This is a genomic window from Lysobacter sp. Soil_N_23 (assembly GCF_057656135.1).
Genome location: NZ_JBDGKY010000002.1, coordinates 259232 through 281463, shown reverse-complemented (window position 1 = coordinate 281463; position 22232 = coordinate 259232). Strand labels below are relative to the sequence as shown.

Genomic DNA, 22232 nt, shown 5'->3' with positions numbered 1-22232 from the left:
CCCTACACTGTCGGCATGGAACGCAGTACCGATTACGCCGTCGACGTCTCCGTCGCCACCCGTTACCTCGACGACCAGTCCGAGCCTGGCCAGGACCGCTATGTCTTCGCCTACACGATCAGCATCCGCAACGCCGGCCGCGTGCCCGCGCGCCTGCTGAGCCGGCGCTGGCTGATCACCGACAGCAATGGCAAGGTCCAGGAAGTCGAGGGCGAAGGCGTGGTCGGCGAACAGCCGTACCTGCGGCCCGGCGACGACTTCGAATACACCTCCGGTGCCGTGCTGGAAACCAGCCACGGCATGATGGAAGGCAGCTACCACATGCTCGCCGACGATGGCACGCAGTTCGATGCGCCGATTCCGGCCTTCAGCCTGTCCGTGCCGCGAACGTTGCACTGACCGGGCCCCTGCGCACATGACCACCTGGGCCATCGGCGATCTGCAAGGCTGCTACGACGCGACCCAGCGCCTGCTGGAAAAGATCGCCTTCGATCCCGCGCGCGACCAGCTCTGGTTCTGCGGCGACCTGGTCAACCGCGGCGGCCAGTCGCTGGAAACCCTGCGCCTGGTGCATTCGCTGCGCGCCAACAGCGTGGTCGTGCTGGGCAACCACGACCTGTCGCTGCTGGCGATAGGCGAACGGCGCGAGGACGAGCAGCGCAAGGTCAACCAGGACCTGCAGCGTATCGTGCTGGCCGAAGACCGCGACGAGCTGCTGACCTGGCTGCGCATGCAGAAGCTGGTCCACGCCGACCGCAAGCTGGGCTGGATGATGGTCCACGCCGCGCTGGCGCCGCAGTGGTCGACGCAGATGGCCGAGCGCTTCGCCCGCGAGATCGAGGAGCGCCTGCACGGCGACCAGTTCCGCCGGCTGCTCAAGAACATGTACGGCGACAAGCCGGCCTGGCATCCCAAGCTGGCAGGCGTCGAGCGCCATCGCGCGATCATCAACGTGTTCACGCGCCTGCGTTACTGCACGCCGCGCGGCCGCATCTCGTTCGAGGACAAGGGCAGCCCCGGCACCCAGCCGGCCGGGCTGTACCCCTGGTACGAAGTGCCCGGGCGCGTGGAGCGCGACCTCAAGATCGTCTGCGGCCACTGGTCGACACTGGGGTTGTTCATCGGCCACGGCGTCCACGCCATCGATACCGGTGCGGTATGGGGCGGCAAGCTCACGGCGTTGCAACTCGACACCGATGAGCTGCGCCTGGTCCAGGTCGCCGGGCGCGATGTTCCGGCGACGCCACCGCGACCACGGCCGCCGAGCGGTTTCCGACAAGCTCACGCCGACGACCGCAACCGCCAGCGCCAGCAACGCCAATCGCAGGGCGGCCAACCGCGCCAGGGGCAACCGCGTGGCCCGGGCAATGGCGGGCAGGGAAGGCCGCGCCAGAACGAATCCGCAGCCGCCCCGCCACCGGTGGAAACCGACCAGGACTGACCCGGGCCTGCTCGCGATCGGACACCGATGCCCGTAGGAGCGAGCTTGCTCGCGATCCGGCCTTTCCGCGTCGGACACGGTGATCGCGAGCAAGCTCGCTCCTACACAGTGGTTCAGGCGCGTATGTAGTCGACGAACTCGAACGCGCAGGCGTGCTTGGCATCCGCGTCATGCCGCTCGCGCGCCACGACGCGCCACTGCATCTCATCGACCGCGGGGAAGAATGCATCAGCGCCCTCGACCACGGTGTCGACCAGGGTCAGGTGCATCCGGTTTGCCTGCGGCAGGCACTGCGCATAGACCTCGCCACCACCTATCACGCAGAGCGCCGGCGCACCGGCGGCCTGCGCGATGCGCATCGCCTCGTCCAGCGACACCACCGCCTGCATGCCTTCGAACGGCACCTGCCCCGAGCGCGTCAGCACCAGGTTGAGCCGGCCAGGCAGCGCGCGCCCGAGCGACTGCGCGGTCTTGCGCCCCATCAGCACCGGCTTGCCCAGCGTCAACGCCTTGAAGCGCTTGAGGTCATCGGGAAGGCGCCACGGCAGGTCGTTGTCGCGACCGATGGCGCGGTTGCGGTCGAGCGCGGCAATGAGGACCAGTTCCATCAGGACCGGCGACATCAGACCGCGACCGGCGCCTTGATCGCCGGCAGTGGGTCGTAATGCTCGATCGCGATGTCGTCGTACTGGAAGCCGAAGATGTCGCGCACGTCCGGATTGAGCCGCAACGTCGGCAGCGCCCGCGGCGTGCGCGAAAGCTGTTCGCGCGCCTGCTCGAAGTGATTCGAGTACAGGTGCGCATCGCCCAGCGTGTGCACGAAGTCGCCCACGCCCAGGCCGCACACCTGCGCCACCATGTGCGTCAGCAACGCATAGCTGGCGATGTTGAACGGCACGCCGAGGAAGATGTCGCCACTGCGCTGGTACAGCTGGCAGCTGAGCTTGCCGTTGGCGACGTAGAACTGGAACATCGTGTGGCACGGCATCAACGCCATGCGCGGCAGGTCGGCGACATTCCACGCCGAGACGATCAGGCGGCGCGAATCGGGATTGCGCTTGATCTCCTCGACCACCCAGCGGATCTGGTCGATCTCGATGCCGTCGGCACCGGCCCAGCGTCGCCACTGCTTGCCGTAGACCGGGCCGAGCTCGCCATCGGCATCGGCCCACTCGTCCCAGATGCTGACCTTGTTGTCCTTCAGGTAGGCGATGTTGGTCTCGCCCTGCAGGAACCACAGCAGCTCGTGCACGATCGAGCGCAGGTGCAGCTTCTTGGTGGTGACCAGCGGGAAGCCTTCGGCCAGGTCGAAGCGCATCTGCCAGCCGAACACGCTGCGCGTGCCGGTGCCGGTGCGGTCGGCCTTGTCACTGCCGTGGTCGAGAACATGGCGCAGCAGGTCGAGGTATTGCTTCATTTCATCTGTTCCCGTGGAACTCAACCCGCGCTGGGCGGGACAGCAAGCGGCTGCAGCGTCGGCTGGCGACGCGACCACCACAGCCAGAACAGGCCCAGCGCGATCAGCGGCAGGCTCAGCACCTGTCCCATCGTCAGCCAGCCGAAGGCGAGGTAGCCGATCTGCTGGTCGGGCACGCGCACGAACTCGATCAGGAAGCGGAAACAGCCGTACAGCAGCGCGAACAGGCCCGACACCGCATAGCGCGGACGCGGCTTGCTGGAGAACCACCACAGCGCCAGGAACATCACCAGCCCTTCGAGCATGGCCTGGTACAACTGCGAGGGATGGCGCGCAAAACGTTCCAGTGCGCCGCTGGCGAACTGGCTGTGGATCTGCTCGCTGGTCCAGTCGCTGAACTCAGGTGCGCGCGGAAACACCACGCCCCAGCCGGCGTCGGTGAACTTGCCCCACAACTCGCCGCCGATGTAGTTGCCCAGGCGGCCGAAGCCCAGGCCCGGCGGCACCAGCGGCGCGATGAAATCGACGGTGTCGAACAGATGCAGGCGATGCCGGCGCGACCACCACCAGGCCGCGGCGACCACGCCCAGCAGGCCGCCATGGAAGCTCATGCCGCCTTCCCAGATGCGCAGCAGCATCAACGGATCGCGCAGCAGGTCGTGGAAGGAATAGAAGAAGACGTAGCCCAGGCGTCCGCCCAGCACGACGCCGAGCATCGCGTAGAACAGCAGGTCGCCGTAGGCCTGTTCGCCGACCCCGGGCAGGCGTCCGGCACGGACGCGGCGCTGGCCCAGCCACCAGGCGGTGCCGAAGCCCAGCAGGTACATGATTCCGTACCAGTGCACCTGCAGCGGGCCGAGATGGAAGGCGATCGGATCGATCTGGTGCAGGACGATCATGCGGCGGTTCGGCTCCGGGCTTCTAGAGGGCGTGCTTCGAGAGGGCGTGCTTCAAGCTTGGCGACTATTGTGCCCTCTCCGTCGCCCTAGAGGATGTACGGCAGGTCCGGCAGCTCGTTGCGGTCGTGTTGTCCTTCAGCGCGCGGGAAATGCTCGACCAGCAGGGCCGACAGCGCGTCGATGCCGGCCATGACGCCGGCCTCGGCCTCGCCCGCCCGCAACCGCTCCTCGACCAGCTGGCACACGCCGCGCCACTGCTCGGCGCTGACACGCCCCTCGAAGCCGCGGTCGGCCACTATTTCGATGCGGTGGTCGGCCAGCAGCAGGTACAGCAGCACGCCGTTGTTGGCGTGGGTGTCCCACACGCGCAGCCGGGCGAATACTTCGGCGGCCTGCTCGCGCGCCTCCACGCCCGACATCACCTGGCGCGGATGCAGGCTCGGGTCGACCGCGAAACAGATTTCGCCGGTGTGGCCCAGCTCACTGTCGGCAATGGCCTTGGCGATGCGCTGCAGGCTCTCGCCCGGGAACAGGCGCTTGGCGGACGGCGGGAACAGGTGTTTGAACAGCCGCATGTCACCAGCTCCCGGAGGCGCCACCGCCTCCGCTCATGCCACCACCACCGCCCCAGCCGCCACCGCCGCCGAAGCCCCCACCTCCGCCAAACCCGCCGCCACCGCCCCAACCACCGAAGCCGCCATAGCCGCGGTCCCGTGCGTAGCGCCCCGACGGCAGGCTGGCCAGCCCCATGAAGAAACCGATCGCCGCACCGATGCCGCCGACCAGCAACATCGACGAGATCAACCAGGCGATGCCGCCGGCCGCGCCGGCGCCGATCACGCCGCGCAGCAGCGACGGCGCGCGGCCGAAGATGCCGCGCGCAACCTGGGCGACGATGAAGGCGACGAACAACGCGAACAGCCAACCGCTGCCGCCGTTGCCGCGCCCGGAACGGTGCTCGGCCATCGGCGCCGGCAACGGCTCGCCGTCGATCAGCTTGACCAGGGCGCCACTGGCATCGGTGATGCCGCCGGCGTAGTCGCCGGCGCGGAATTTCGGCACCAGGTATTCCTGGATCACGCGTGCGGAGGTGGCATCGGGGATCGCGCCTTCCAGGCCGTAGCCGACCTCGATGCGCACGCGGCGGTCGTCCTTGGCAACGACCAGCAGGACGCCATCGTCCACGCCCTTGCGTCCCACCTTCCACTGGTCGAATGCACGCACTGCGTACTGGGCGATGTCCTCGGGCATCGTGGTCGGCACCACCAGCACCTGCAGCTGGCTGCCCTTGCGCTGCTGCAATGCGAGCGCCTGCGCCTCGAGCTGCTGGCGGGTGGTCGCGTCGATCGTGCCGGTGGTGTCGACCACCGGCGATGTCATCGCCGGGATCGCCGCCAGCTGCTGCGCCTGCACGGAGGCGAGGGCGAGCAGCAACCAGGTCACGACCGTCGCGACCGGCACTCGCATACGCCGCCAGTTCACGGCAATGCTCCGCTACTCCTCACGCCCGACTCAGCCGTTGGCCGGTGCCGGCTGCTGTTGCGGCGGCTGCTGTTGCGGCGGCGGCTGCTGCTGTTGCGGCGGCTGCGCCGGCTGGCCGAAGTCGACCTTGGGTGCTTCCTGGATCTGCGCCTCGTTCTCGACCGTGAAATTCGGCTTGGGCTTGTAGCCGAACATCATCGCGGTGAGGTTGGTCGGGAACTGGCGGATGTAGGTGTTGTAGTCCTGCACCGTGCCGATGTAACGCTGGCGCTCGACGGTGATGCGGTTCTCGGTGCCTTCCAGCTGCGCCTGCAGTTGCAGGAAGTTCTGGTCGGCCTTGAGCTGCGGGTAGTTCTCGCTGACGACCAGCAGGCGACCGATCGCGCTCTGCAGCTCACCCTGCGCCTGCTGGAACTGCGCCAGCGACGCTGGATCGTTGGCATTGACGTTGATGCTGCCGACCTTCGAACGCGCCTCGGTGACCTGGGTCAGCACCTGCTGCTCGTGGCTGGCATAGCCCTTCACGGTCGCGACGAGATTGGGCACCAGGTCGGCACGACGCTTGTAGACGTTGAGCACCTGCGACCAGGCCGCCGTCACGGCCTCGTCCTTCTGCTGGATGGTGTTGTATCCGCAGCCGCTGAGCGTGGCGGCCATGAGGACCAGGACAAGCGTTTGGATAAACCGGGTCATGACGCGCGACTCCTTCCGTGACGATGGCCGGCATTGCAGCATCTACGGGGGCGGCATGCAAACAAACGACGGCGGAATAACGAACGCGTAACCAGACGACGCCCGGAGCAACGTCCTTGGATCCCCGCCTTCGCGGGAATGACGAGCATCAGAGCAACGACGCTGGGTCCCCGCCTTCGCGGGGATGACGGTCTTCCAGTGGGAGCCCCTCTCCCGTTTACGGGAGAGGGGTTGGGGTGAGGGCCGCCGAAGACCGGGCAACGAAACACCAGAGCGTCGTCCGCCGGGCCGGGGATTGATCCGCAGCGGGACATGGATGTCCCGCGCCCCGCATTCGGACAGGATGTCCGACTAAGGGGCGGAGCAATCCCCGGCCCGGCGGACGACGCCCTACCGAAGCCGGCACCCGCACCCGCGCCCGCGCCCGGCAGCCCGGCAGCCCGGCAGCCGAGTTACTCCGGCTGCAGGCGACGCTGCGCGCGCCGCTTCGACCACAGGTTCAGGCACTCGACCAGCGCCGAGAAGCCCATCGCACCGTAGATGTAACCCTTCGGAATATGCATCTCGAAGCCATCGGCGATCAGGTACACACCGACCAGCACGATGAAGGCCAGCGCCAGCATCTTGATCGTCGGATTGTGGTCGATGAAGTTGCCCAGCGGCTTGGACGCCAGCAGCATCACCGCGACCGCGAGCAGGATCGCCGCGACCATCACCGGCGTGTGGTTGGCCATGCCGACCGCGGCGATGACCGAGTCGAGCGAGAACACGATGTCGATCACCGCGATCTGCGCGATCACGCCCATAAACGAAGCGACCGGCTTGGTGTGGATGTCTTCGGCCTCGCCCTCGCCGACGACCAGATCCTTGATCTCCATCGACCCCTTCACCAGCAGGAACGCGCCGCCGAGGATCAGCACCAGGTCGCGCACCGAGATGCCCTGGCCGAGGATGGTGAACAGATCGTGGGTCAGGCCGGCCAGCCAGGCCAGCGTCAGCAACAGCGCGATGCGCGTGATGCAGGCCACGGCAATGCCGAACTTGCGTGCCTTCTCGCGCTGCGTGTAGGGCAGCTTGCTGACCGCGATCGAAATGAAAACGAGGTTGTCGATACCGAGCACGATCTCGATGGCGCTCAAGGTAACGAGGGTGATCCATACCTGCGGATCGGTCAGCATCTCAACAATCACTTGCGGTTTCCTGCACTTTGGCTTTTGGGAATCTGGTCGGGATGCCTGTGACGAAGGTGCCCTTTACGGACGCGTTCACCACAGGCGGGGTACGACGATCGCACCCCAGGTCAGCAATACATTCATCATCAGCACGAACACCGCGGCCGAGCCCATGTCCTTGGCGCGGCCCGCCAGCTCGTGGAACTCGGGACCGTACCGCTCGATCACCGCCTCCACCGCCGAATTGAGCAACTCGATGCTCAGCACCAGCAGCATCGAACCGACCAGCAGCACGCGCTCCACCGCGGTCTGCCCCAGCCACCAGCCCAGCGGCGCCAGGACGACGAACAGGTACACCTCCAGCCGGAACGAGGACTCGTGCAGCCAGGCCGCGCGCAGCCCCTGCATCGACCACCTGGCAGCCTTCAGGATGCGCGCCGGGCCGCGCGGCATGTGCCCAAACTCATCAGCCATGTCGGTCGCTCAGTCCGCAGGTCGGGAAAAAACAGGTTTGGACAGCCTGCGATCGACTGGTTTGCCTGCGCCACCCTGAGGGGACTCCGGCGACTCGCACAAGTGCTGGGACTGCTCGAAGTTCGACATGGATGAGGTCTGTAAGGGGTTCGAAGCGCGGCCCCGGAGCCGCGGCAGGGGGCCGATTTTGCCACAAGCCCCGTGCCCCTGCCCCGCAGACGCATGAACGGCGCCCTGTCATGCCGGCGTAGCGCGTTTTTCGCGTGTCTTTAGCGGCGCCGAACCTAACCTGATGGACTCGTTGGCTACCGGAGGACCGCCATGTCCCGCTGCGCTCTGCTGGCAAGGCTTGAGGCCAAACCCGGCAAGGAAGACCAGCTCGAACAGTTCCTTCGCAGCGCCCTGCCCCTGGCCGAAGCCGAACCGGGGACCCGCACCTGGTTCGCCCTCCGGTTCGGCCCCAGCAGCTTCGGCATCTACGACACGTTCGACAGCGAAGCCGGACGCCAGGCGCACCTGGACGGACCGATCGCGGCCGCGCTGATGGAGCGCGCCGACGAACTGCTGTCGCAGCCGCCGCAGATCGACCGGGTCGACCTGCTGGCGAGCAAGCTGCCGCACTGAGTCACCCCCACCCCTGACCAGCGGAGGCCGGTCCATGAGCACACAGAGCATCCCCGAGGGCTACCACAGCGTCACCCCCTACATCATCGTCGACGATGCCAGGGCGGCATTGGAGTTCTACCGCGACGCCCTGGGCGCCGAAGAGCTTTACCGTCTGCCGATGGGCGACAAGATCGGCCATGCCGAGATCCGCGTCGGCGACTCGCAGATCATGCTGTCGGACGAATGGCCCGACATGGACGCGCTGGGGCCGAAAGCACGCGGCGGCGCCACGGCGACCTTCATGATCTACGTCCCCGACGCCGACCAGGCCTTCGATCGCGCGGTCAAGGCCGGCGCGAAAGTCGACAAGCCGGTGGAGAACCAGTTCTGGGGCGACCGCATGGGATCGGTGATCGATCCGTTTGGGCACAAGTGGAGCTTCGGCACGCATGTCGAGGACGTGCCGCCGGAAGAGATGCAGAAGCGCATGGACGAGTGGTCGCGGCAGCAGGCGGGCTAGCTCCCTCTCCCTGGCGCTGCGCGCCTGTCCCTCCTCCGGCGGCCAGGGAGAGGGGTCTCACTCCTCTTCGTGGATCGCGGTGCCACGGCTACCGTCCGTCCTGATCCAGCCGCGGAACATGCTGCCGCTGTTGAACGGCATGGCGATGTTGCCTTGGCGATCCATGGCGATCGCACCACCGTCGCCGCCGGCGGCGGGAACGATGCGGTTCACCACTTCCTCCGCAGCGGCCTGCAGCGAATCGCCGCGGTAGGCCACGCGCGCGCAGATGTCGTGCGCGACAGCGTTGCGGATGTAGTACTCGCCCCAGCCCGTGCCGGAAACACCGCAGCCCTCGTCGGCCCAGGTGCCGGCACCGATGATCGGCGCATCGCCGACGCGGCCCCACTTCTTGTTGGTCATGCCGCCGGTGCTGGTGGCAGCGGCGATATGGCCCTGCGCATCGAGCGCGACCGCACCGACGGTGCCGAAATAGGTCGGCGCATCGTCGAGCGAGCGGCTGGCCTCGCGCTTGCCCTTGGCCGCCTCTTCCCGCTGCGCCTTCTGCAGTTGCTGGCGACGCTTGTCGGTGTCGAACCAGTTGTTGGGAACGCGTTCGATTTCCGGACGCGTGTCGGCGAACGCTTCGGCACCGGCGCCGGCGAGCATCACGTGCGCGCTGTGTTCCATGACCGTGCGTGCGAGCTTGATCGGATTCTTGATCGTGGTGACACCGGCAACCGAGCCGGCGCGACGGGTGTGGCCTTCCATGATCGCGGCATCGAGCTCATGGCCACCCTTGGCATTGAACACCGCGCCCTTGCCGGCGTTGAACTGCGGCGCGTCCTCGAGCACGACCACCACCGCGGTGACCGCGTCGAGCGCACTGCCGCCACGCTTGAGCACGGCATTGCCGGCATCGAGCGCGCGGTTGAGCGCGGCATGGTAGGCGCGACGCTCCTCCTCGCTGATCGAATCCTTCGGCACGAAGCCGGCACCGCCATGGATCACCAGCGCGGTCTTCGGCGCGGTGCCCGGCGCGGCGGGCTGATCGGCGGCGTGGGCGTTGACGGTCATGGCAGACAGTGCGAGCAGCGGGAGCGAGAACAGGATCGGCAGGCGCATGGGTCGGAGTCCGGCGAAGAGGGCAGAGCATAGCGCCGAACGCTCGCCGTCATCCCGCATCTGCTGTCGTCCCGGCGAACGCCGGGACCCACCTTGATCGTCATCCCCGCGAAGGCGGGGATCCAGGGACGTTGCACTTGCCGCTGCAACAACAACGGCAACAGCAAAAATGGATCCCGGCGTTCGCCGGGATGACGGTGGAATGGCTGGATGCGAGACGGCCTGGATCCCGGCGTTCGCCGGGATGACGGTGAGGGAGACACGTCACTCCCGTGATGGAGGAGGTTGCCCGTCATTCCCGCGCAGGCGGGAACCCAGCGACTCGAAGTTGACGCCGCTGCCCCAGGATCCCGGCGTTCACCGGGATGACGGTGGGGACTATTGAGGGGCTATGCGGCAACTTACTGCTGCCGCAATGCCTCGATCGGGTCCAGTTGCGAGGCCTTGCGTGCCGGGTAATAGCCGAAGAACAGCCCGGTCATGATCGAGAAGCTCGCCGCCAGCGCGATCACCTGCCCGTTCAACGCCACCGGCAAATCGCTGAACTTGCCCACCAGCAATGCCCCGACCACTCCGATCGCAATGCCCAGCGCGCCGCCGATCAGCGAGATCAGCATTGCCTCGGCAAGGAACTGCCGGCGCACGTCCGACGGGCCGGCGCCGACCGCCATGCGCAGGCCGATCTCGCGGATGCGCTCGGTCACCGACACCAGCATGATGTTCATGATGCCGATGCCGCCGACGATCAGCGAAATCGTCGCCACCGCACCCAGCAACAGCGACATCAATCGCGTCGTCGCCGTGCGCGTGGCGACGATCTCGGAGATGTTGCGCACGTTGAAGTCGTCGTCCTCGCCAGGCTTGATGCGGTGGCGCTGGCGCAGCAGTGCCTCCACCTCGCCCTGGGCGTAGCCGAGGTCCTTGGCATCGGCCACCGTCAGCGCGATCTGCGTCACCGCACCGGCCGGCAGCCCCATCGCGCCCATCAGGCGCCGGCGCGCGGTCTGCAGCGGCACCATCACCACGTCGTCCTGGTCCTGGCCGAAGCCGCCCTGGCCCTTGGGCTTGAGCGTGGCGACCACGGTGAACGGCACCCGCCCGAGGCGGATGGTCTGGCCTACGCCGGGTTCGTCGCCGAACAGCGTCCGCCGCACCGTCTCACCCAGGATCACCTCCTTGCCGGCGCTGGTGTAGTCCTGCGCGTCGAAGCCGTCGCCGCTGGCAATGGCCCAGCCGTTGATGTCGAAGAAGTCCGGCTGCACGCCCTGCCAACTGGTCGAAGCATTGTTTTCCGCGTACACGACCTGGGTGCTGCCGCGCAGTGCGCCGGCGACGTACTGCACTTCCGGGATCTCGCTGCGGATCGCCTCGACGTCGCCCTCGTTGAGGGTGAAGAAACTCGACGCACTCATGCGTGCGCCACCGCCGCCGGGGCCGCGACCGGCGCCGGAGCTGATGTCCAGGCGCTGCGAGCCCAGGCCCGAGACCATCTTGTCGATCTCGGCCTGGGTGCCCTGCCCCACCGATACCATCACGATCACGGCGGCAATGCCGATGATCACGCCCAGCGAGGTCAGCGCACTGCGCATCCAGTTGCCGCGCAGGGCGTAGATGGCCGTGCGCAGGATGTCGGAGAAGTTCATGCCGCGTCCTCCTGCGCATGCAGCTCGCCGTCGCGCATCACGTAGATGCGGTCGGCGTGCGCGGCGACCTCGGCGTCGTGGGTGATCAGCACCACGGTGTGCTGGTCGTCGCGCAGGCGCTTGAACAGCGCCAGGATCTCCTCGCCGGTCTTGCTGTCGAGCGCGCCGGTGGGTTCGTCGGCCAGCAGGATCGGCGGCTGGTTGATCAGCGCGCGCGCGATCGCGACGCGCTGCTGCTGGCCACCGGAGAGCTCGCTGGGTCGATGACCGACGCGCTCGCCCAGGCCGACCGCGACCAGCGCGGCGCGGGCGCGCTCGAGCCGTTCGTGCGGTGGCACCTGTGCGTAGCCCAGCGGCATGGCCACGTTCTCCAGCGCGCTCATCCGCGGCAACAGGTTGAAGCCCTGGAAGACGAAACCGATCTTGTCGCGGCGCAGGACCGCCAGCTCCTCGGCGTCGAGCGTGGAGACGTCGACGCCGTCGCATTCGTACGACCCGGCGCTGGGCGTGTCGAGGCAGCCGATCAGGTTCATCAGCGTCGACTTGCCCGAACCCGACGGCCCCATGATCGCGACGAACTCGCCGCGATCGATGCGCAGGTCGACGTCGCGCAGCGCCAGCACTTCGGCCTCGGTATGCGCCGAATAGGTCTTGCACAGCCCGCGCGTGAGGATCACCGCCGGCGATGTCGCAGCGTCGGCACTCATTGCTGCGCCCGCTCGCCGGTCACCACCAGGTCGCCCTGCTTGAGTCCGCCGCCGGACACTTCGGTGTTGCTGCCGTCGCTGGCGCCGATGCGCACCATCAGCATCTCCGGCTTGCCGCCGACCAGGCGGTACAGCGGTGCGCGCTTGGCGTTGAGCAACCCGGCCAGGGCGCCGTCCCACGTCGCCTTCTGCGCGTCGTCGAGGCTGTTGCGGAACGGGGCGAAATCCTCGCGGAAACGGTCGGCCATGCGCTGGCGCATCTGCGCCTGCATGTTGCCCGCGCCACTGCCGCCACCGGTCGCGACCACGCCACGACCACCACCGCCACCGCCACCGCCACCGAACAGGCGGTTGCCACCACCGGACTGTGCCGCCTGTGCCTGGCGCGCGGCCTGGCGCTCGCGCACCGCGGCGACCGCGGCATCGAATGCCGTGCGTTGCGAAGCGTTGAGCTTGAGCGTGGCGGCGGTGCGCGTGAGGTCGTCGATCACGCCGCTGCCGCCCTGTCGGTTCGGCTGCGGTGCGGCCGTCGTGGCGCCGGCATTGCCGGCGTCGTCGGCCGGCTTGAAGCGCAGCGCCGCATTGGACACCTTGAGCACATCGTCGCGGCGGCTGACTTCGATCTCGGCGTTGACCGTAAGGCCCGGCAGCAGCGTGCCGTCGCTGTTGTCGACGGTCACCACCACCGGATAGGTCACTACGTTATTGGTCGTCGTCGCCGACAAGCGCACCTGCTCGACCGTGCCGCGGAACTGGCGGTCGGGGAACGCGTCGACGGTGAACGACACGCCCTGGCCGGTGCGGACCTGGCCGATGTCGGCCTCGTCCACCGCCAGTTCGATCTTCATCTTCGCCAGGTCCTCGGCGATCTTGAACAGTTCAGGCGCCTGCAGGCTGGCGGCCACGGTCTGGCCCGGCTCGATGCTGCGGGTGAGCACGACGCCGTCGACCGGCGAGCGGATCACGGTGCGGTCGAGGTTGACCTGGGTGGTTTCGGTGGACGCGGCCTGCTGCTGGATCGACGCCTGCGCGGCATTGACCTGCGCGCGCGCCTGGTCGAGTGCGGCGCGGGCGAGGTCGACGTCGCTGCGCGCGACCAGCTGGCGCGCGCCGAGGTCGGCCTTGCGACGGTAGTCGAGCTGCGCATTGACCAGCGCCGCCTGCGCCTGCGACAGCGCGGCACGGGCATTGGCGATCTGCGCATTGCCCTGGGCGATCTGCGCCTGGTACGTCTTCGGGTCGATGCGGGCGATGACCTGGCCGCGTTTGACCGGGTCGTTGAAGTCGACCAGGACGTCGGTGACCTGGCCGGAAATCTGGCTGCCGACGGTGACGGTCGAGATCGCGCTGAGCGTGCCGGTCGAGGAAATGGCAACGCGGATGTCGCCGCGCTCGACCGGCGCGGTGCGGTAGGCGCCGGTGGCGGCCTCGGCGTCGCGCTGCCGGTAGTACCACAGGCCACCGCCCGCGAGCGCGAGCACGACGGCAGCGGCGATGCCGCGACGGATCCATATCTGATTTGTCCGCACGTTGGACTTGCGGGGGCTCGACGACTGGACGGACTTGCGGGCTGCGCTCATTTGGCTCGATTCATGGGTTATGCCGGCACCAACGCCTGGAGTGGCGTTGCGTTGACAGCGCCGGTGCCGATTGGTTCAGCGCATTGTCACCTCTGGCCGGCCGTTCCGCCTCGTCGCAGCACTTGTCGTTGCGGCGGGGCTACTGGAACCGGATCACCGCCGTCGTGCCCTGCCCCGGCTCGCTGGCCAGGCTCACCGGCCAACCGAAGCGTTCACCCAGCCTGCGCACGATCGACAGGCCCATGCCCTTGCCGTCGCTTTCGGCAAACTCGGCGCGGAAGAACGGATCGAAGGCCTTGGCCAGCACCTCCGGCGACATGCCGATGCCGCTGTCGCGGATCACCACGCGATCGGGCATCACCCGCACCTCGATCTGTCCGCTGCCGGTGAAGCGCACCGCATTGCTCAGCAGGTTGCCGACCATGACCCGCAGCACGTGCGGCGGCGCGACCAGGCGCGGGCCACCTTCGTCATGGAACATCACCTCCACCGGTCGCCCGGCCAGCATCGGCCGGATCCGTTCGACTTCGCCGGCGACGATGTCGCGCACCTCGAACTCCTCGCTCTGCGGCGCCACGTCGGCTTCGCGGGCCAGGATCAGGAAGGCCTCGATCACCGACTCCATGTCGCGCCCGGCCTGCTGCACGCGCGCCAGCGAGCGCTGTGCGCGCGGGCTGGTTTCCGGATCGGCCAGCATCAGGTCGCTGGCCACGCGGATGACGGTCAGCGGCGTGCGCAGCTCGTGGCTGGCATCGCGGGTGAAGTTGCGCTCGCGGCGGACGAAATCGCTGACGCGCTCGGACAGTCCGGTCAGCGCCTTCGACAGCTTGCGGACCTCGTCACTGGCATCGGCGGGCAGTCGCGCCGGCGCGATCGCACTGGCATCGGGGTCGCGCGGATCCCAATGCGCGACCTGGTTGGCCAGCCAGCTCACCGGCGTGACCAGTCGCTTGGAGGTCCGATAGGTCAGCCAGATCAGCACGCCGCTGGTGACCAGCGACAGCAACAGCGAGACCAGTCCGGTCATCAGCACCGACTGGTCGGCCATCCAGGCCGAGAACACCAGGTACAGGGTTCCCTGCGGGCGACGGTCGACGTAGACGAGGCTGCGGCTGTCGGGCAACCGCTGCACGCCTGGACCCAGTCCCTGCAGTTCGGCCGGCAGTTTCGGATTGGCTTGGCCCGGAATCACGACATAGCCGGACATCGTCGAACTGCTGGGCAGCCGATGGTCCGGATCGACGGCGTACGCCTTCCAGAACGCCTGCGCTTCCTGGCGCACGCGCTGCTCGATGACCTCCTGGCGCACGATCACGCCGGCGAGCAGGATGCCCACCGTGATCACGATGCTGCCGATCAAGGCCTGCGTCAGGAACGCAAGCTTGATCCTGCGCGGAAGTCCGTGCCGCATGGCGCTGCCGTCTTACTCGGGCGGCTGCGAGATGTCGGCGACGCGATAGCCGGCACTTTGCACGGTGTGCAGCAGTTGCTTGTCGAACGGCTTGTCGATGGTCTTGCGCAGGTTGTACAGATGGCTGCGCAAGGTGTCCGAATCGGGCAGGCCGTTGCCCCAGATCTCGCGCTCGATTTCCTGGCGACTGACCACCCGCGGCGATTCGCGCATCAGGATGGTCAGCAGGCGCAAGCCAATCGGCGAAAGCTGCAGCTCGCTGCCGCCCCGGGTCACGCGCAGGCTGGCCGGATCGAGCACCAGGTCGGCGACCTTGAGCACCTCACCGCCGACCTGGCGACGCTCGCGCCGGATCAACGCGCGCAGGCGCGCCTCCAGTTCCTGGATCGCGAACGGCTTGGTCAGGTAATCGTCGGCGCCGGCCCCCAGCCCGGTGAGCTTCTCGTCGAGCGTGTCGCGCGCGGTCAGCATCAGCACCGGCGTCGACTTGCGCGCCTCCTCGCGCAGCTTCTTGCACAACTCCACGCCGTCCATGCGCGGCAGCATCAGATCCAGTACGACCACGTCATAATTGTTCTCGGTCGCCAGGCGGTAGCCGTCGAGGCCGTCGCTGGCATAGTCCACCTCGAAGCCACGGCCCTCCAGGTATTCGCCGACCATCTCCGAGATGTTGCGGTTGTCCTCCACGATCAGGACCAGACCGCCGTCCCTTGTGCCGGTACCCTGCATGCAAACCCCTCCGACCCTTCAGCTTTGTGAAGGCTGCCTTTGCGAGTGTGGATGTTTCGTGAAGGTGCTGTGCTTAAGCTGAACAGATTCCCTACGGCGAAAATTCCCATGCCTGTTGAACGCCTCTACCCGATCGCCCTGCTGCTCGGGTCCAACCTGTTCATGACGTTCGCCTGGTACGGGCATCTCAAGTACAAGTCCACCCCCCTGGTCATGGCGATCATGGTCAGCTGGGGCATCGCCTTCTTCGAGTACTGCCTGATGGTGCCGGCCAACCGCCTGGGCAGCGCGGTCTACTCGGCACCCCAGCTAAAAGGCATGCAGGAGGTGATCACCCTGCTGGTCTTTGCCGGCTTTTCCGCCTGGTACCTGGGCGAACCGCTGAAGTGGAACCACTGGGCCGGTTTTGCCCTGATCGCCGTGGCGGCCTGGCTGATCTTCCTCGACTGAGCGCGGTCGGCCGGCTCAGAAACGGATCTTCTCAGAAGCGGATCTTGCCGCTGAGGATGTCCTTGAACATCACCCAGTCGCCGGCGAAGGAATAGAACGGATGGCGGAAGGTGGCCGGGCGATTCTTCTCGAAGAAGAAGTGGCCGACCCAGGCGAAGCCGTAACCGCATACCAGCGCCGCCAGCAGCCACCAGCCGTTGCGCTCGACGATGGCCAGCACGAGCAGCGCCAGGACCCCGCAACTGCCGATGAAATGCAGGCGCCGGCTGGTGCGATGGCTGTGCTCGCCCAGGTAGTACGGGTAGAACTCGCGGAAGCTGGCAAAGCGCGGCACGGTGTTCCTCCCAATGTCCCCGGATGGACCGCTGCGCCCTGCGCCGCGGCGACGCTGCCGCCGGTCCGGAGGTGATCGTGCACCGGTGCCGGCGATGGGGCAAGCAGGCGCCGTTCTGGGACAAATACGTCGCCGGACCGGGACTTGCCGCCCGTCCGTGTGCCCGTTGCCTACGACTTTTCCGCCGCCTTGGCCCGGTCCCAGTAGCGGTCCTGGGCGTCCAGCGACTGCCCGGCCAGTTGCTCGCCGTCTGCTTCTGCCAGGGTTTCCATCGCGCGGAAGCGGCGTTCGAACTTCAGGTTGGCACGGCGCAACGCAGCGCCGACGTCGACCTTGGCGTGGCGCGCCAGGTTGGCGCAGACGAACAGCACGTCGCCGATCTCGTCCTCGAGCCGGTCGCGCGCGGCGGCATCGTCGGGGCCGGCATCGTCGGAGCAGGCATCGAGCGCGGCAAATTCGGCGCGCACCTCATCAATCTCTTCGTGCAGCTTGGCGATCACCGGCGTCACGTCGGGCCAGTCGAAACCGACCCGCGCGGCACGCTTCTGCAGCTTCACCGCACGCTGCCACTCGGGCAGGCCGCGGGCGATGCCGGCGAGCGCGGAGCGGTCCTGGTGGGCACGGTCCTCACGCTCGCGGCGCTTGTGTTCTTCCCAGGCGGCAGTCTGTGCTTCGACTCCTTCCACTGCCGCATCGGCAAACACATGCGGATGCCTGCGCACCATCTTGTCGCTGATCGCGGCGACCACGTCGGCGAATTCGAACGCGCCCTGCTCCTGCGCCATACGCGCATGGAACACCACCTGCAGCAGCAGGTCGCCCAGTTCGTCCTTCAGGTCGTCAAGGTCGCCGCGATCGATCGCGTCGGCCACTTCGTAGGCTTCCTCGATCGTGTAGGGCGCGATGCTGGCGAAATCCTGCTGCACGTCCCACGGGCAACCGCTTTGCGGATCGCGCAGGCGCGCCATGATGGCAAGGAGGCGGTCGATGTCGGACATGGCGGTCAGTCGCCCAGCCATTGCCGCCACGGCAGCGCGGGATCGCCCAGGGCGATGAAGTCGCCGTTGAGGATGGTCTCTCGCTGGTTGTAACGGAACGGACGTCCCTGCGGATCGAGTACCACGCCGCCGGCGCCTTCGAGCACGCACTGGCCAGCTGCGGTATCCCACTCGCTGGTGGGACCGAAGCGCGGATACACATCCAGCCGGCCGTCGGCGAGGGTGCAGAACTTCAGCGAGGACCCCAGCCCGATCGGCTCCACCTGGCCCATGCGCGCGATGAACGCCTCGGTACGGGTGTCACGGTGCGAACGGCTGGCCGCCACGCGCAGTGGCGATGTGGCCGGCGCACGCACGCGCACCGCCTCGTCGCGACTGCCTTCGCGACGGAAGGCGCCGAGCGTGGCCCCGCCGTGCCAGAGCACGCCGGTTACCGGTGCCTGCACCACGCCGAACACGGCCACGCCGTCTTCGATCAGCGCGATGTTGACGGTGAACTCGCCATTGCGCTTGACGAACTCACGGGTGCCATCGAGCGGGTCGACCATCCACGACCGCTGCCACTGCCGTCGTTGTGCAGTCGGAACCTCGTGCGCGGATTCCTCCGACAGCACCGGGATGTCCGGCGTCAGCCGAGCCAGGCCGTCGACGATGCAACGGTGCGCGGCCAGGTCGGCGGCGGTCAGCGGCGAATCGTCGTCCTTGTGCTGCACGGCGAAATCGCTGTCGTAGATGCCCAGGATCGCGGCGGCGGCATCGTGTGCCAGGGCGATCACGCCTTCGCGCAACTCGGGAGAGATCATGTCTGGTGCGTCCTCAGCCATTCGCGGGCGATGAAAAGGGCGGCGATGCTGCGGCCTTCGGAAAAGTCCTCGCGCAGGATCAGCTGGTGGAGGTCGTCGAGCTTCCACGGCACCACTTCGAGCTCCTCGGGCTCGTCACCGGGCAGGCGTTCCGGGTACAGGTCGCGCGCCAGCACCAGGTGCGCCTCGTGGCTCATGTAGGTCGGGGCCAGCGTCAGCGAGCGCAGCACGTTGAGCGAGCGTGCGCCGTAGCCGGCTTCCTCCTTGAGCTCGCGGTCGGCCGCCTGCACCGGCGTCTCGCCGGCGTCGATCCGGCCCTTGACCAGCCCCAGCTCGTAGCGGTGCATGCCGGCGGCGTATTCGCGCACCAGCAGCACGGTGTCGTCATCGAGCAGGGGCACCACCACCACCGCGCCGTGGCCGCGTCCGTGCAGGCGCTCATAGTGGCGGCGCTCGCCGTTGGCGAACTCCAGATCGAGTCGTTCGAGCCGGTACGGGCCGGCGTCATGCTCGGTGATGCTGTGGATGGTGGGCAGCCGGCGGCTCATGGCCAGGTTCCATGGCAGGCCCCGGCGGCTGCGCTGCACCGCGCGCCGCCAGGCGGGATAATGGTGGGATGCAGAAGAACACTCACGATGAGGCGATGCTAGCAGAGGCCGGTGTCCCGGCAGGTGGCGAAGGCGAAGCCGACCGCTGGCGCGCCCGCGACCTGGCGGTGCTGTGGCACCCGTGCACGCAGATGCGCGAGCATCCCCACACCCTCCCGCTGCTGCCGATCGCGCGTGGCGAAGGTGCCTGGCTGGTGGGCCGCGACGGCCGCCGCTATCTCGACGCCATCAGCAGCTGGTGGACCAACCTGTTCGGCCACGCCGAACCGCGCATCGCCGCCGCCATCGCGCAACAGGCGATGACGCTCGAGCACGTGATCCTGGCCGGCTGCTCGCATGCGCCCGCGGTCGAGCTGGCCGAGCGGTTGCTCGCCATCGCGCCGCGCGAAGTCGGCCGCGAACCGCTCGGCAAGGTCTTCTACGCCGACAACGGTTCGGCCGGCGTCGAGGTCGCCCTGAAGATGGCCTTCCACTGGTTCCGCAATCGCGGCATCGAGGGCCGGACCAAGTTCATCGCACTCGACAACGGTTACCACGGCGAGACCCTGGGCGCGCTCGCGGTCGGCGATATCCCGCTGTATCGCCGCGTGTATGCACCGTTGCTGGCGCAAGCCCTGTTCGCACCGTCGCCCGATGCCTACCTGTGCGAAGCCGGCGAGACGCCGGCCGAGCATGCGCGCCGCGCCGCCGACGGGCTGCGCGAACTGCTTGAGCGCCACGGCAACGAAGTCTGCGCGCTGATCCTGGAGCCACGCGTGCAGTGCGCCGGCGGCATGCGCATGCACGACCCGGTGTACCTGAAGCTGGCACGCGAATTGTGCGATGCGCACGGCGTGTTCCTGATCTGCGACGAGATCGCCGTCGGCTTTGGTCGCACCGGCACGCTGTTCGCCAGCGAGCGCAGCGGCGTGCAACCGGACCTGCTGTGCCTGTCCAAGGGCCTGACCGGGGGCGCGCTGCCGCTGGCGGCGGTACTGGCGACGCAGTCCATCTACGACGGCTTCCTCGACGACTCGCGCGAGAAGGCGTTCCTGCATTCGCACAGCTACACCGGCAATCCGCTGGCGTGCGCGGCGGCGCTGGCCAGCCTCGACATTTTCGACAGCGACGACATCCTCAACCGCAACCGCGGCACCGCCGCGCGCATGGCCGCGCTGGCGGCGCCGCTGGCCGAGCACCGTCACGTCGCCGATGTCCGCCAGGCCGGCATGATCGTCGCCTTCGAGCTGACCCCGGGCGGCGACCGTCGCGCCAGCTTCGATCCTGCGATGCGTATCGGCCTGCGTGCCTACCGCGCGGCACTGGAGCGCGGCGTACTGCTGCGTCCGCTGGGCGACGTGCTGTACTGGATGCCGCCCTACTGCGTCGACGAAGGAGCCTTGCAGCTGCTCGCCGACACCACCCGCGCAGCCATAGACGAGGCCACCGCATGCGCCTGACCCGCGTCCACGTCGACCAGCCACTGGCTGCCGGCAGCGAAGTCGTCCTGCCCGAGAGTGCGGCAGCCCACCTGGGGCGCGTGCTGCGCCTGGGCGTGGGCGATGGCTGCGTGCTGTTCAATGGCGATGGCCATGACTACGCAGCGCGGATCGTGGCCTTGGGCAAACGTGAACTGAAGGTGGCGATCGATGCCTCCAGCCCGGTGCTGCGCGAATCGCCGCTGCAGTTGGTGCTGCTGCAGGGCGTGGCACGCGGCGAGAAGATGGACCTGATCCTGCAGAAGGCGACCGAACTGGGCGCCGCCGCGTTTCATCCGCTGTGGTCGCAGCGCAGCGAAGTGAAGCTGGACGAAGCGCGCGCGGAGAAACGGCTGGCGCATTGGCGCAGCGTGGTGTCCTCGGCCTGCGAGCAAAGTGGCCGCGCGGTGGTTCCGGCGGTGTCCGCGCCGGTGACGCTGGCTGCGACGCTGGCGGCCCTGCCCGCCGGCGGCCTGCGCCTGATCCTCGATCCGGAGGGCGAGTTGGCGTTCTCGAGCCTGTCGCCGGATAGCGGCGAACCGTTGTACCTGGCGATCGGCCCGGAAGGTGGTTGGTCCCCGTTGGATCGCGAGCAGTTGCGCGCCGCGCGGTTCCAGGGGTTGCGGCTGGGGCCGCGCATTCTTCGCACGGAAAGCGCGGGGCTGGCGGCGATTGCGGCGCTGCAGGCGCGGTTTGGGGATTTGCAGTAGGGCGCCGGGCGAAGGCGACGTCCATGGATCCCGCCTTCGCGGGGATGACGGTGGAGCTGAAGGGATGAGGGCCAGGGTCCCGGCGTTTGCCGGGACGACGAGCAGATGCAACGTCGCTGGGTCATTGCATTCAAGCCGTCGTCAGTGGCGAGACGTTGCCTTCTCGTACTTGCGGCGGAGTCTTGGGTTCTTGGTGCGATCCAAGATGCCACAGGTGGGGCTCTTCAACAGGTACACCACCGGCACCAGCACGCGCTCGCCGGATACCGGCCACAGCCATCCCCGTCGTTGCCGTCGTCACTTGCTCTCGCGTTCAGTCAGCGGCACACGATCCGAACAACCTTTCAAGAAACCCATTGTCGGACAACGCGCTTCCAGCGTATTGGCAACAATGGCCGTCGTTTCAGGAAGCGGGCGCTTGTTGACAACGGTCGCGTACTTCATGGAGTTCGTGCTGATCAAGTACCTCTGATCCAGGCTTATCGTCCCCAAGCTCTCGCGCTTGTCAGCACCCGGGCCGTCGACACTCAGCAACACGAACGAGCTGCTTCGATCCTCGAACATGCCGTAGTAGTAAAGGACATAGCGGTCGGGATACTGCTTGGTCGCCTCTGCGCGCCAGTTCTGGTAAGCGGTGAAATAGCCCGAGCGGCTCATTGGCTCGGTAGGATTGAAGAATTCGAGCTTCACATCGAAGCCGCGCTCCATTAGCTGCTCAGCCAGAACGGTCGGAAATGCCATGCAGCGTTGGTAGAGCGGGTCGTTTGGGTAGCGGCGGTCCCTCTTGCCGGGCTCCGGACGCTCACATGCGCCGAGATTGGAATCTGCCACGATCACCAATGGGTTGATCTTCGTATCGGCTGGGATCTTGGTACTTATCACGTCCTTGGCTAGTACCGCTGTGGCAGCGCACAGCAGTGAGACCAGGAACAAAGCCTGCTTTGCATTGAGCATGTTGTCTCTCACTCCACGAGGAGTCACTAATTAAAAAATT

26 protein-coding genes are annotated in these 22232 nt (G+C 67.4%); 7 read left to right on the top strand and 19 right to left on the bottom strand.

Annotation, left to right across the window (positions count from 1 at the left end; genetic code table 11):
- The first annotated feature begins 15 nt into the window (after nucleotides 1–15).
- Complete coding sequence (gene apaG / locus AC3A3X_RS03040; protein WP_158734096.1) at nucleotides 16–399, top strand: Co2+/Mg2+ efflux protein ApaG; 384 nt, start codon at nucleotides 16–18, stop codon at nucleotides 397–399.
- Between the two features lie 16 nt (nucleotides 400–415).
- Complete coding sequence (locus AC3A3X_RS03035) at nucleotides 416–1441, top strand: symmetrical bis(5'-nucleosyl)-tetraphosphatase (protein ID WP_487581569.1); 1026 nt, start codon at nucleotides 416–418, stop codon at nucleotides 1439–1441.
- A 113-nt stretch (nucleotides 1442–1554) separates the two neighbouring features.
- Here the strand turns inward: AC3A3X_RS03035 and AC3A3X_RS03030 are convergent, their stop codons facing one another.
- The 8 genes from AC3A3X_RS03030 to AC3A3X_RS02995 form a co-directional block, all read right to left on the bottom strand.
- Complete coding sequence (locus AC3A3X_RS03030) at nucleotides 1555–2049, bottom strand: dihydrofolate reductase (protein ID WP_487581629.1); 495 nt, start codon at nucleotides 2047–2049, stop codon at nucleotides 1555–1557.
- A gap of 14 nt (nucleotides 2050–2063) precedes the next feature.
- Entirely contained in the window at nucleotides 2064–2858 is a 795-nt protein-coding gene (locus AC3A3X_RS03025; protein WP_487581568.1) for a thymidylate synthase, read from the bottom strand.
- Nucleotides 2859–2878: 20 nt separating this feature from the next.
- Complete coding sequence (gene lgt / locus AC3A3X_RS03020) at nucleotides 2879–3757, bottom strand: prolipoprotein diacylglyceryl transferase (RefSeq protein WP_487581567.1); 879 nt, start codon at nucleotides 3755–3757, stop codon at nucleotides 2879–2881.
- A gap of 86 nt (nucleotides 3758–3843) precedes the next feature.
- On the bottom strand, nucleotides 3844–4332 hold the full coding sequence (locus tag AC3A3X_RS03015) for a TPM domain-containing protein (RefSeq protein ID WP_487581566.1): 489 nt from the start codon (nucleotides 4330–4332) through the stop codon (nucleotides 3844–3846).
- A gap of 1 nt (nucleotide 4333) precedes the next feature.
- Nucleotides 4334–5224, bottom strand: a complete 891-nt coding sequence (locus tag AC3A3X_RS03010; protein WP_487581628.1) for a TPM domain-containing protein — start codon at nucleotides 5222–5224, stop codon at nucleotides 4334–4336.
- 45 nt (nucleotides 5225–5269) lie between these two features.
- Nucleotides 5270–5932, bottom strand: a complete 663-nt coding sequence (locus AC3A3X_RS03005) for a LemA family protein (protein WP_487581565.1) — start codon at nucleotides 5930–5932, stop codon at nucleotides 5270–5272.
- A gap of 452 nt (nucleotides 5933–6384) precedes the next feature.
- Nucleotides 6385–7122, bottom strand: a complete 738-nt coding sequence (locus tag AC3A3X_RS03000) for a TerC family protein (RefSeq protein ID WP_487581564.1) — start codon at nucleotides 7120–7122, stop codon at nucleotides 6385–6387.
- A 75-nt stretch (nucleotides 7123–7197) separates the two neighbouring features.
- Entirely contained in the window at nucleotides 7198–7578 is a 381-nt protein-coding gene (locus AC3A3X_RS02995) for a diacylglycerol kinase (protein ID WP_200606617.1), read from the bottom strand.
- A gap of 321 nt (nucleotides 7579–7899) precedes the next feature.
- On the opposite strand from AC3A3X_RS02995, the gene AC3A3X_RS02990 reads away from it, so the two are divergent.
- Together AC3A3X_RS02990 and AC3A3X_RS02985 are read left to right on the top strand one after the other, a co-directional pair.
- Entirely contained in the window at nucleotides 7900–8202 is a 303-nt protein-coding gene (locus tag AC3A3X_RS02990) for an antibiotic biosynthesis monooxygenase (RefSeq protein WP_158733285.1), read from the top strand.
- Between the two features lie 34 nt (nucleotides 8203–8236).
- Nucleotides 8237–8704, top strand: a complete 468-nt coding sequence (locus AC3A3X_RS02985) for a VOC family protein (protein ID WP_487581563.1) — start codon at nucleotides 8237–8239, stop codon at nucleotides 8702–8704.
- 57 nt (nucleotides 8705–8761) lie between these two features.
- Here the strand turns inward: AC3A3X_RS02985 and AC3A3X_RS02980 are convergent, their stop codons facing one another.
- The 6 genes from AC3A3X_RS02980 to AC3A3X_RS02955 all read right to left on the bottom strand — a co-directional run bounded on the left by AC3A3X_RS02980 (nucleotide 8762) and on the right by AC3A3X_RS02955 (nucleotide 15878).
- Nucleotides 8762–9760: an isoaspartyl peptidase/L-asparaginase family protein gene (locus AC3A3X_RS02980; protein ID WP_487581627.1), complete on the bottom strand. Its 999-nt coding sequence runs from the start codon at nucleotides 9758–9760 to the stop codon at nucleotides 8762–8764.
- A 449-nt stretch (nucleotides 9761–10209) separates the two neighbouring features.
- A complete protein-coding gene (locus AC3A3X_RS02975; RefSeq protein WP_487581562.1) occupies nucleotides 10210–11451 on the bottom strand; it encodes an ABC transporter permease in 1242 nt (413 codons plus the stop codon).
- Nucleotides 11448–12158 carry an ABC transporter ATP-binding protein gene (locus tag AC3A3X_RS02970; protein ID WP_487581561.1) on the bottom strand — a complete coding sequence of 237 codons (711 nt, stop codon included), beginning with the start codon at nucleotides 12156–12158 and terminating at the stop codon, nucleotides 11448–11450. The genes AC3A3X_RS02975 and AC3A3X_RS02970 overlap by 4 nt, the downstream gene beginning before the upstream one ends.
- A complete protein-coding gene (locus tag AC3A3X_RS02965) occupies nucleotides 12155–13738 on the bottom strand; it encodes an efflux RND transporter periplasmic adaptor subunit (protein ID WP_487581560.1) in 1584 nt (527 codons plus the stop codon). The genes AC3A3X_RS02970 and AC3A3X_RS02965 overlap by 4 nt, the downstream gene beginning before the upstream one ends.
- Before the next feature lie 139 nt (nucleotides 13739–13877).
- Nucleotides 13878–15149, bottom strand: a complete 1272-nt coding sequence (locus tag AC3A3X_RS02960; RefSeq protein WP_487581559.1) for a sensor histidine kinase — start codon at nucleotides 15147–15149, stop codon at nucleotides 13878–13880.
- Between the two features lie 12 nt (nucleotides 15150–15161).
- A complete protein-coding gene (locus AC3A3X_RS02955) occupies nucleotides 15162–15878 on the bottom strand; it encodes a response regulator transcription factor (RefSeq protein WP_158733290.1) in 717 nt (238 codons plus the stop codon).
- A 108-nt stretch (nucleotides 15879–15986) separates the two neighbouring features.
- Between AC3A3X_RS02955 and AC3A3X_RS02950 the strand changes: the two genes are divergently transcribed.
- Nucleotides 15987–16328 (top strand): DMT family protein, encoded by a 342-nt coding sequence (locus AC3A3X_RS02950; protein ID WP_487581558.1) that lies wholly within the window; start codon nucleotides 15987–15989, stop codon nucleotides 16326–16328.
- A 31-nt stretch (nucleotides 16329–16359) separates the two neighbouring features.
- Here AC3A3X_RS02950 and AC3A3X_RS02945 read toward each other — a convergent pair whose 3' ends face one another.
- From AC3A3X_RS02945 to nudE, 4 genes are all read right to left on the bottom strand, one after another.
- Nucleotides 16360–16662 carry an Mpo1-like protein gene (locus AC3A3X_RS02945; RefSeq protein ID WP_487581557.1) on the bottom strand — a complete coding sequence of 101 codons (303 nt, stop codon included), beginning with the start codon at nucleotides 16660–16662 and terminating at the stop codon, nucleotides 16360–16362.
- Between the two features lie 170 nt (nucleotides 16663–16832).
- Nucleotides 16833–17660: a nucleoside triphosphate pyrophosphohydrolase gene (gene mazG, locus AC3A3X_RS02940; RefSeq protein ID WP_487581556.1), complete on the bottom strand. Its 828-nt coding sequence runs from the start codon at nucleotides 17658–17660 to the stop codon at nucleotides 16833–16835.
- A gap of 5 nt (nucleotides 17661–17665) precedes the next feature.
- Nucleotides 17666–18463: a 3'(2'),5'-bisphosphate nucleotidase CysQ gene (gene cysQ, locus AC3A3X_RS02935; protein WP_487581555.1), complete on the bottom strand. Its 798-nt coding sequence runs from the start codon at nucleotides 18461–18463 to the stop codon at nucleotides 17666–17668.
- Nucleotides 18460–19011, bottom strand: a complete 552-nt coding sequence (gene nudE / locus AC3A3X_RS02930) for an ADP compounds hydrolase NudE (protein ID WP_487581554.1) — start codon at nucleotides 19009–19011, stop codon at nucleotides 18460–18462. Before nudE ends, cysQ begins: the two co-directional genes overlap by 4 nt.
- A 68-nt stretch (nucleotides 19012–19079) precedes the next feature.
- On the opposite strand from nudE, the gene bioA reads away from it, so the two are divergent.
- Both bioA and AC3A3X_RS02920 read left to right on the top strand, forming a co-directional pair.
- Nucleotides 19080–20510: an adenosylmethionine--8-amino-7-oxononanoate transaminase gene (bioA, locus tag AC3A3X_RS02925; RefSeq protein WP_487581553.1), complete on the top strand. Its 1431-nt coding sequence runs from the start codon at nucleotides 19080–19082 to the stop codon at nucleotides 20508–20510.
- A complete protein-coding gene (locus tag AC3A3X_RS02920; protein ID WP_487581552.1) occupies nucleotides 20501–21238 on the top strand; it encodes a 16S rRNA (uracil(1498)-N(3))-methyltransferase in 738 nt (245 codons plus the stop codon). The genes bioA and AC3A3X_RS02920 overlap by 10 nt, the downstream gene beginning before the upstream one ends.
- 297 nt (nucleotides 21239–21535) lie before the next feature.
- On the opposite strand, the gene AC3A3X_RS02915 is transcribed toward AC3A3X_RS02920, so the two are convergent.
- The gene (locus AC3A3X_RS02915; RefSeq protein WP_487581551.1) at nucleotides 21536–22192 is read right to left on the bottom strand and encodes a hypothetical protein; all 657 of its coding nucleotides are present in this window, start codon (nucleotides 22190–22192) and stop codon (nucleotides 21536–21538) included.
- Nucleotides 22193–22232 lie beyond the last annotated feature (40 nt).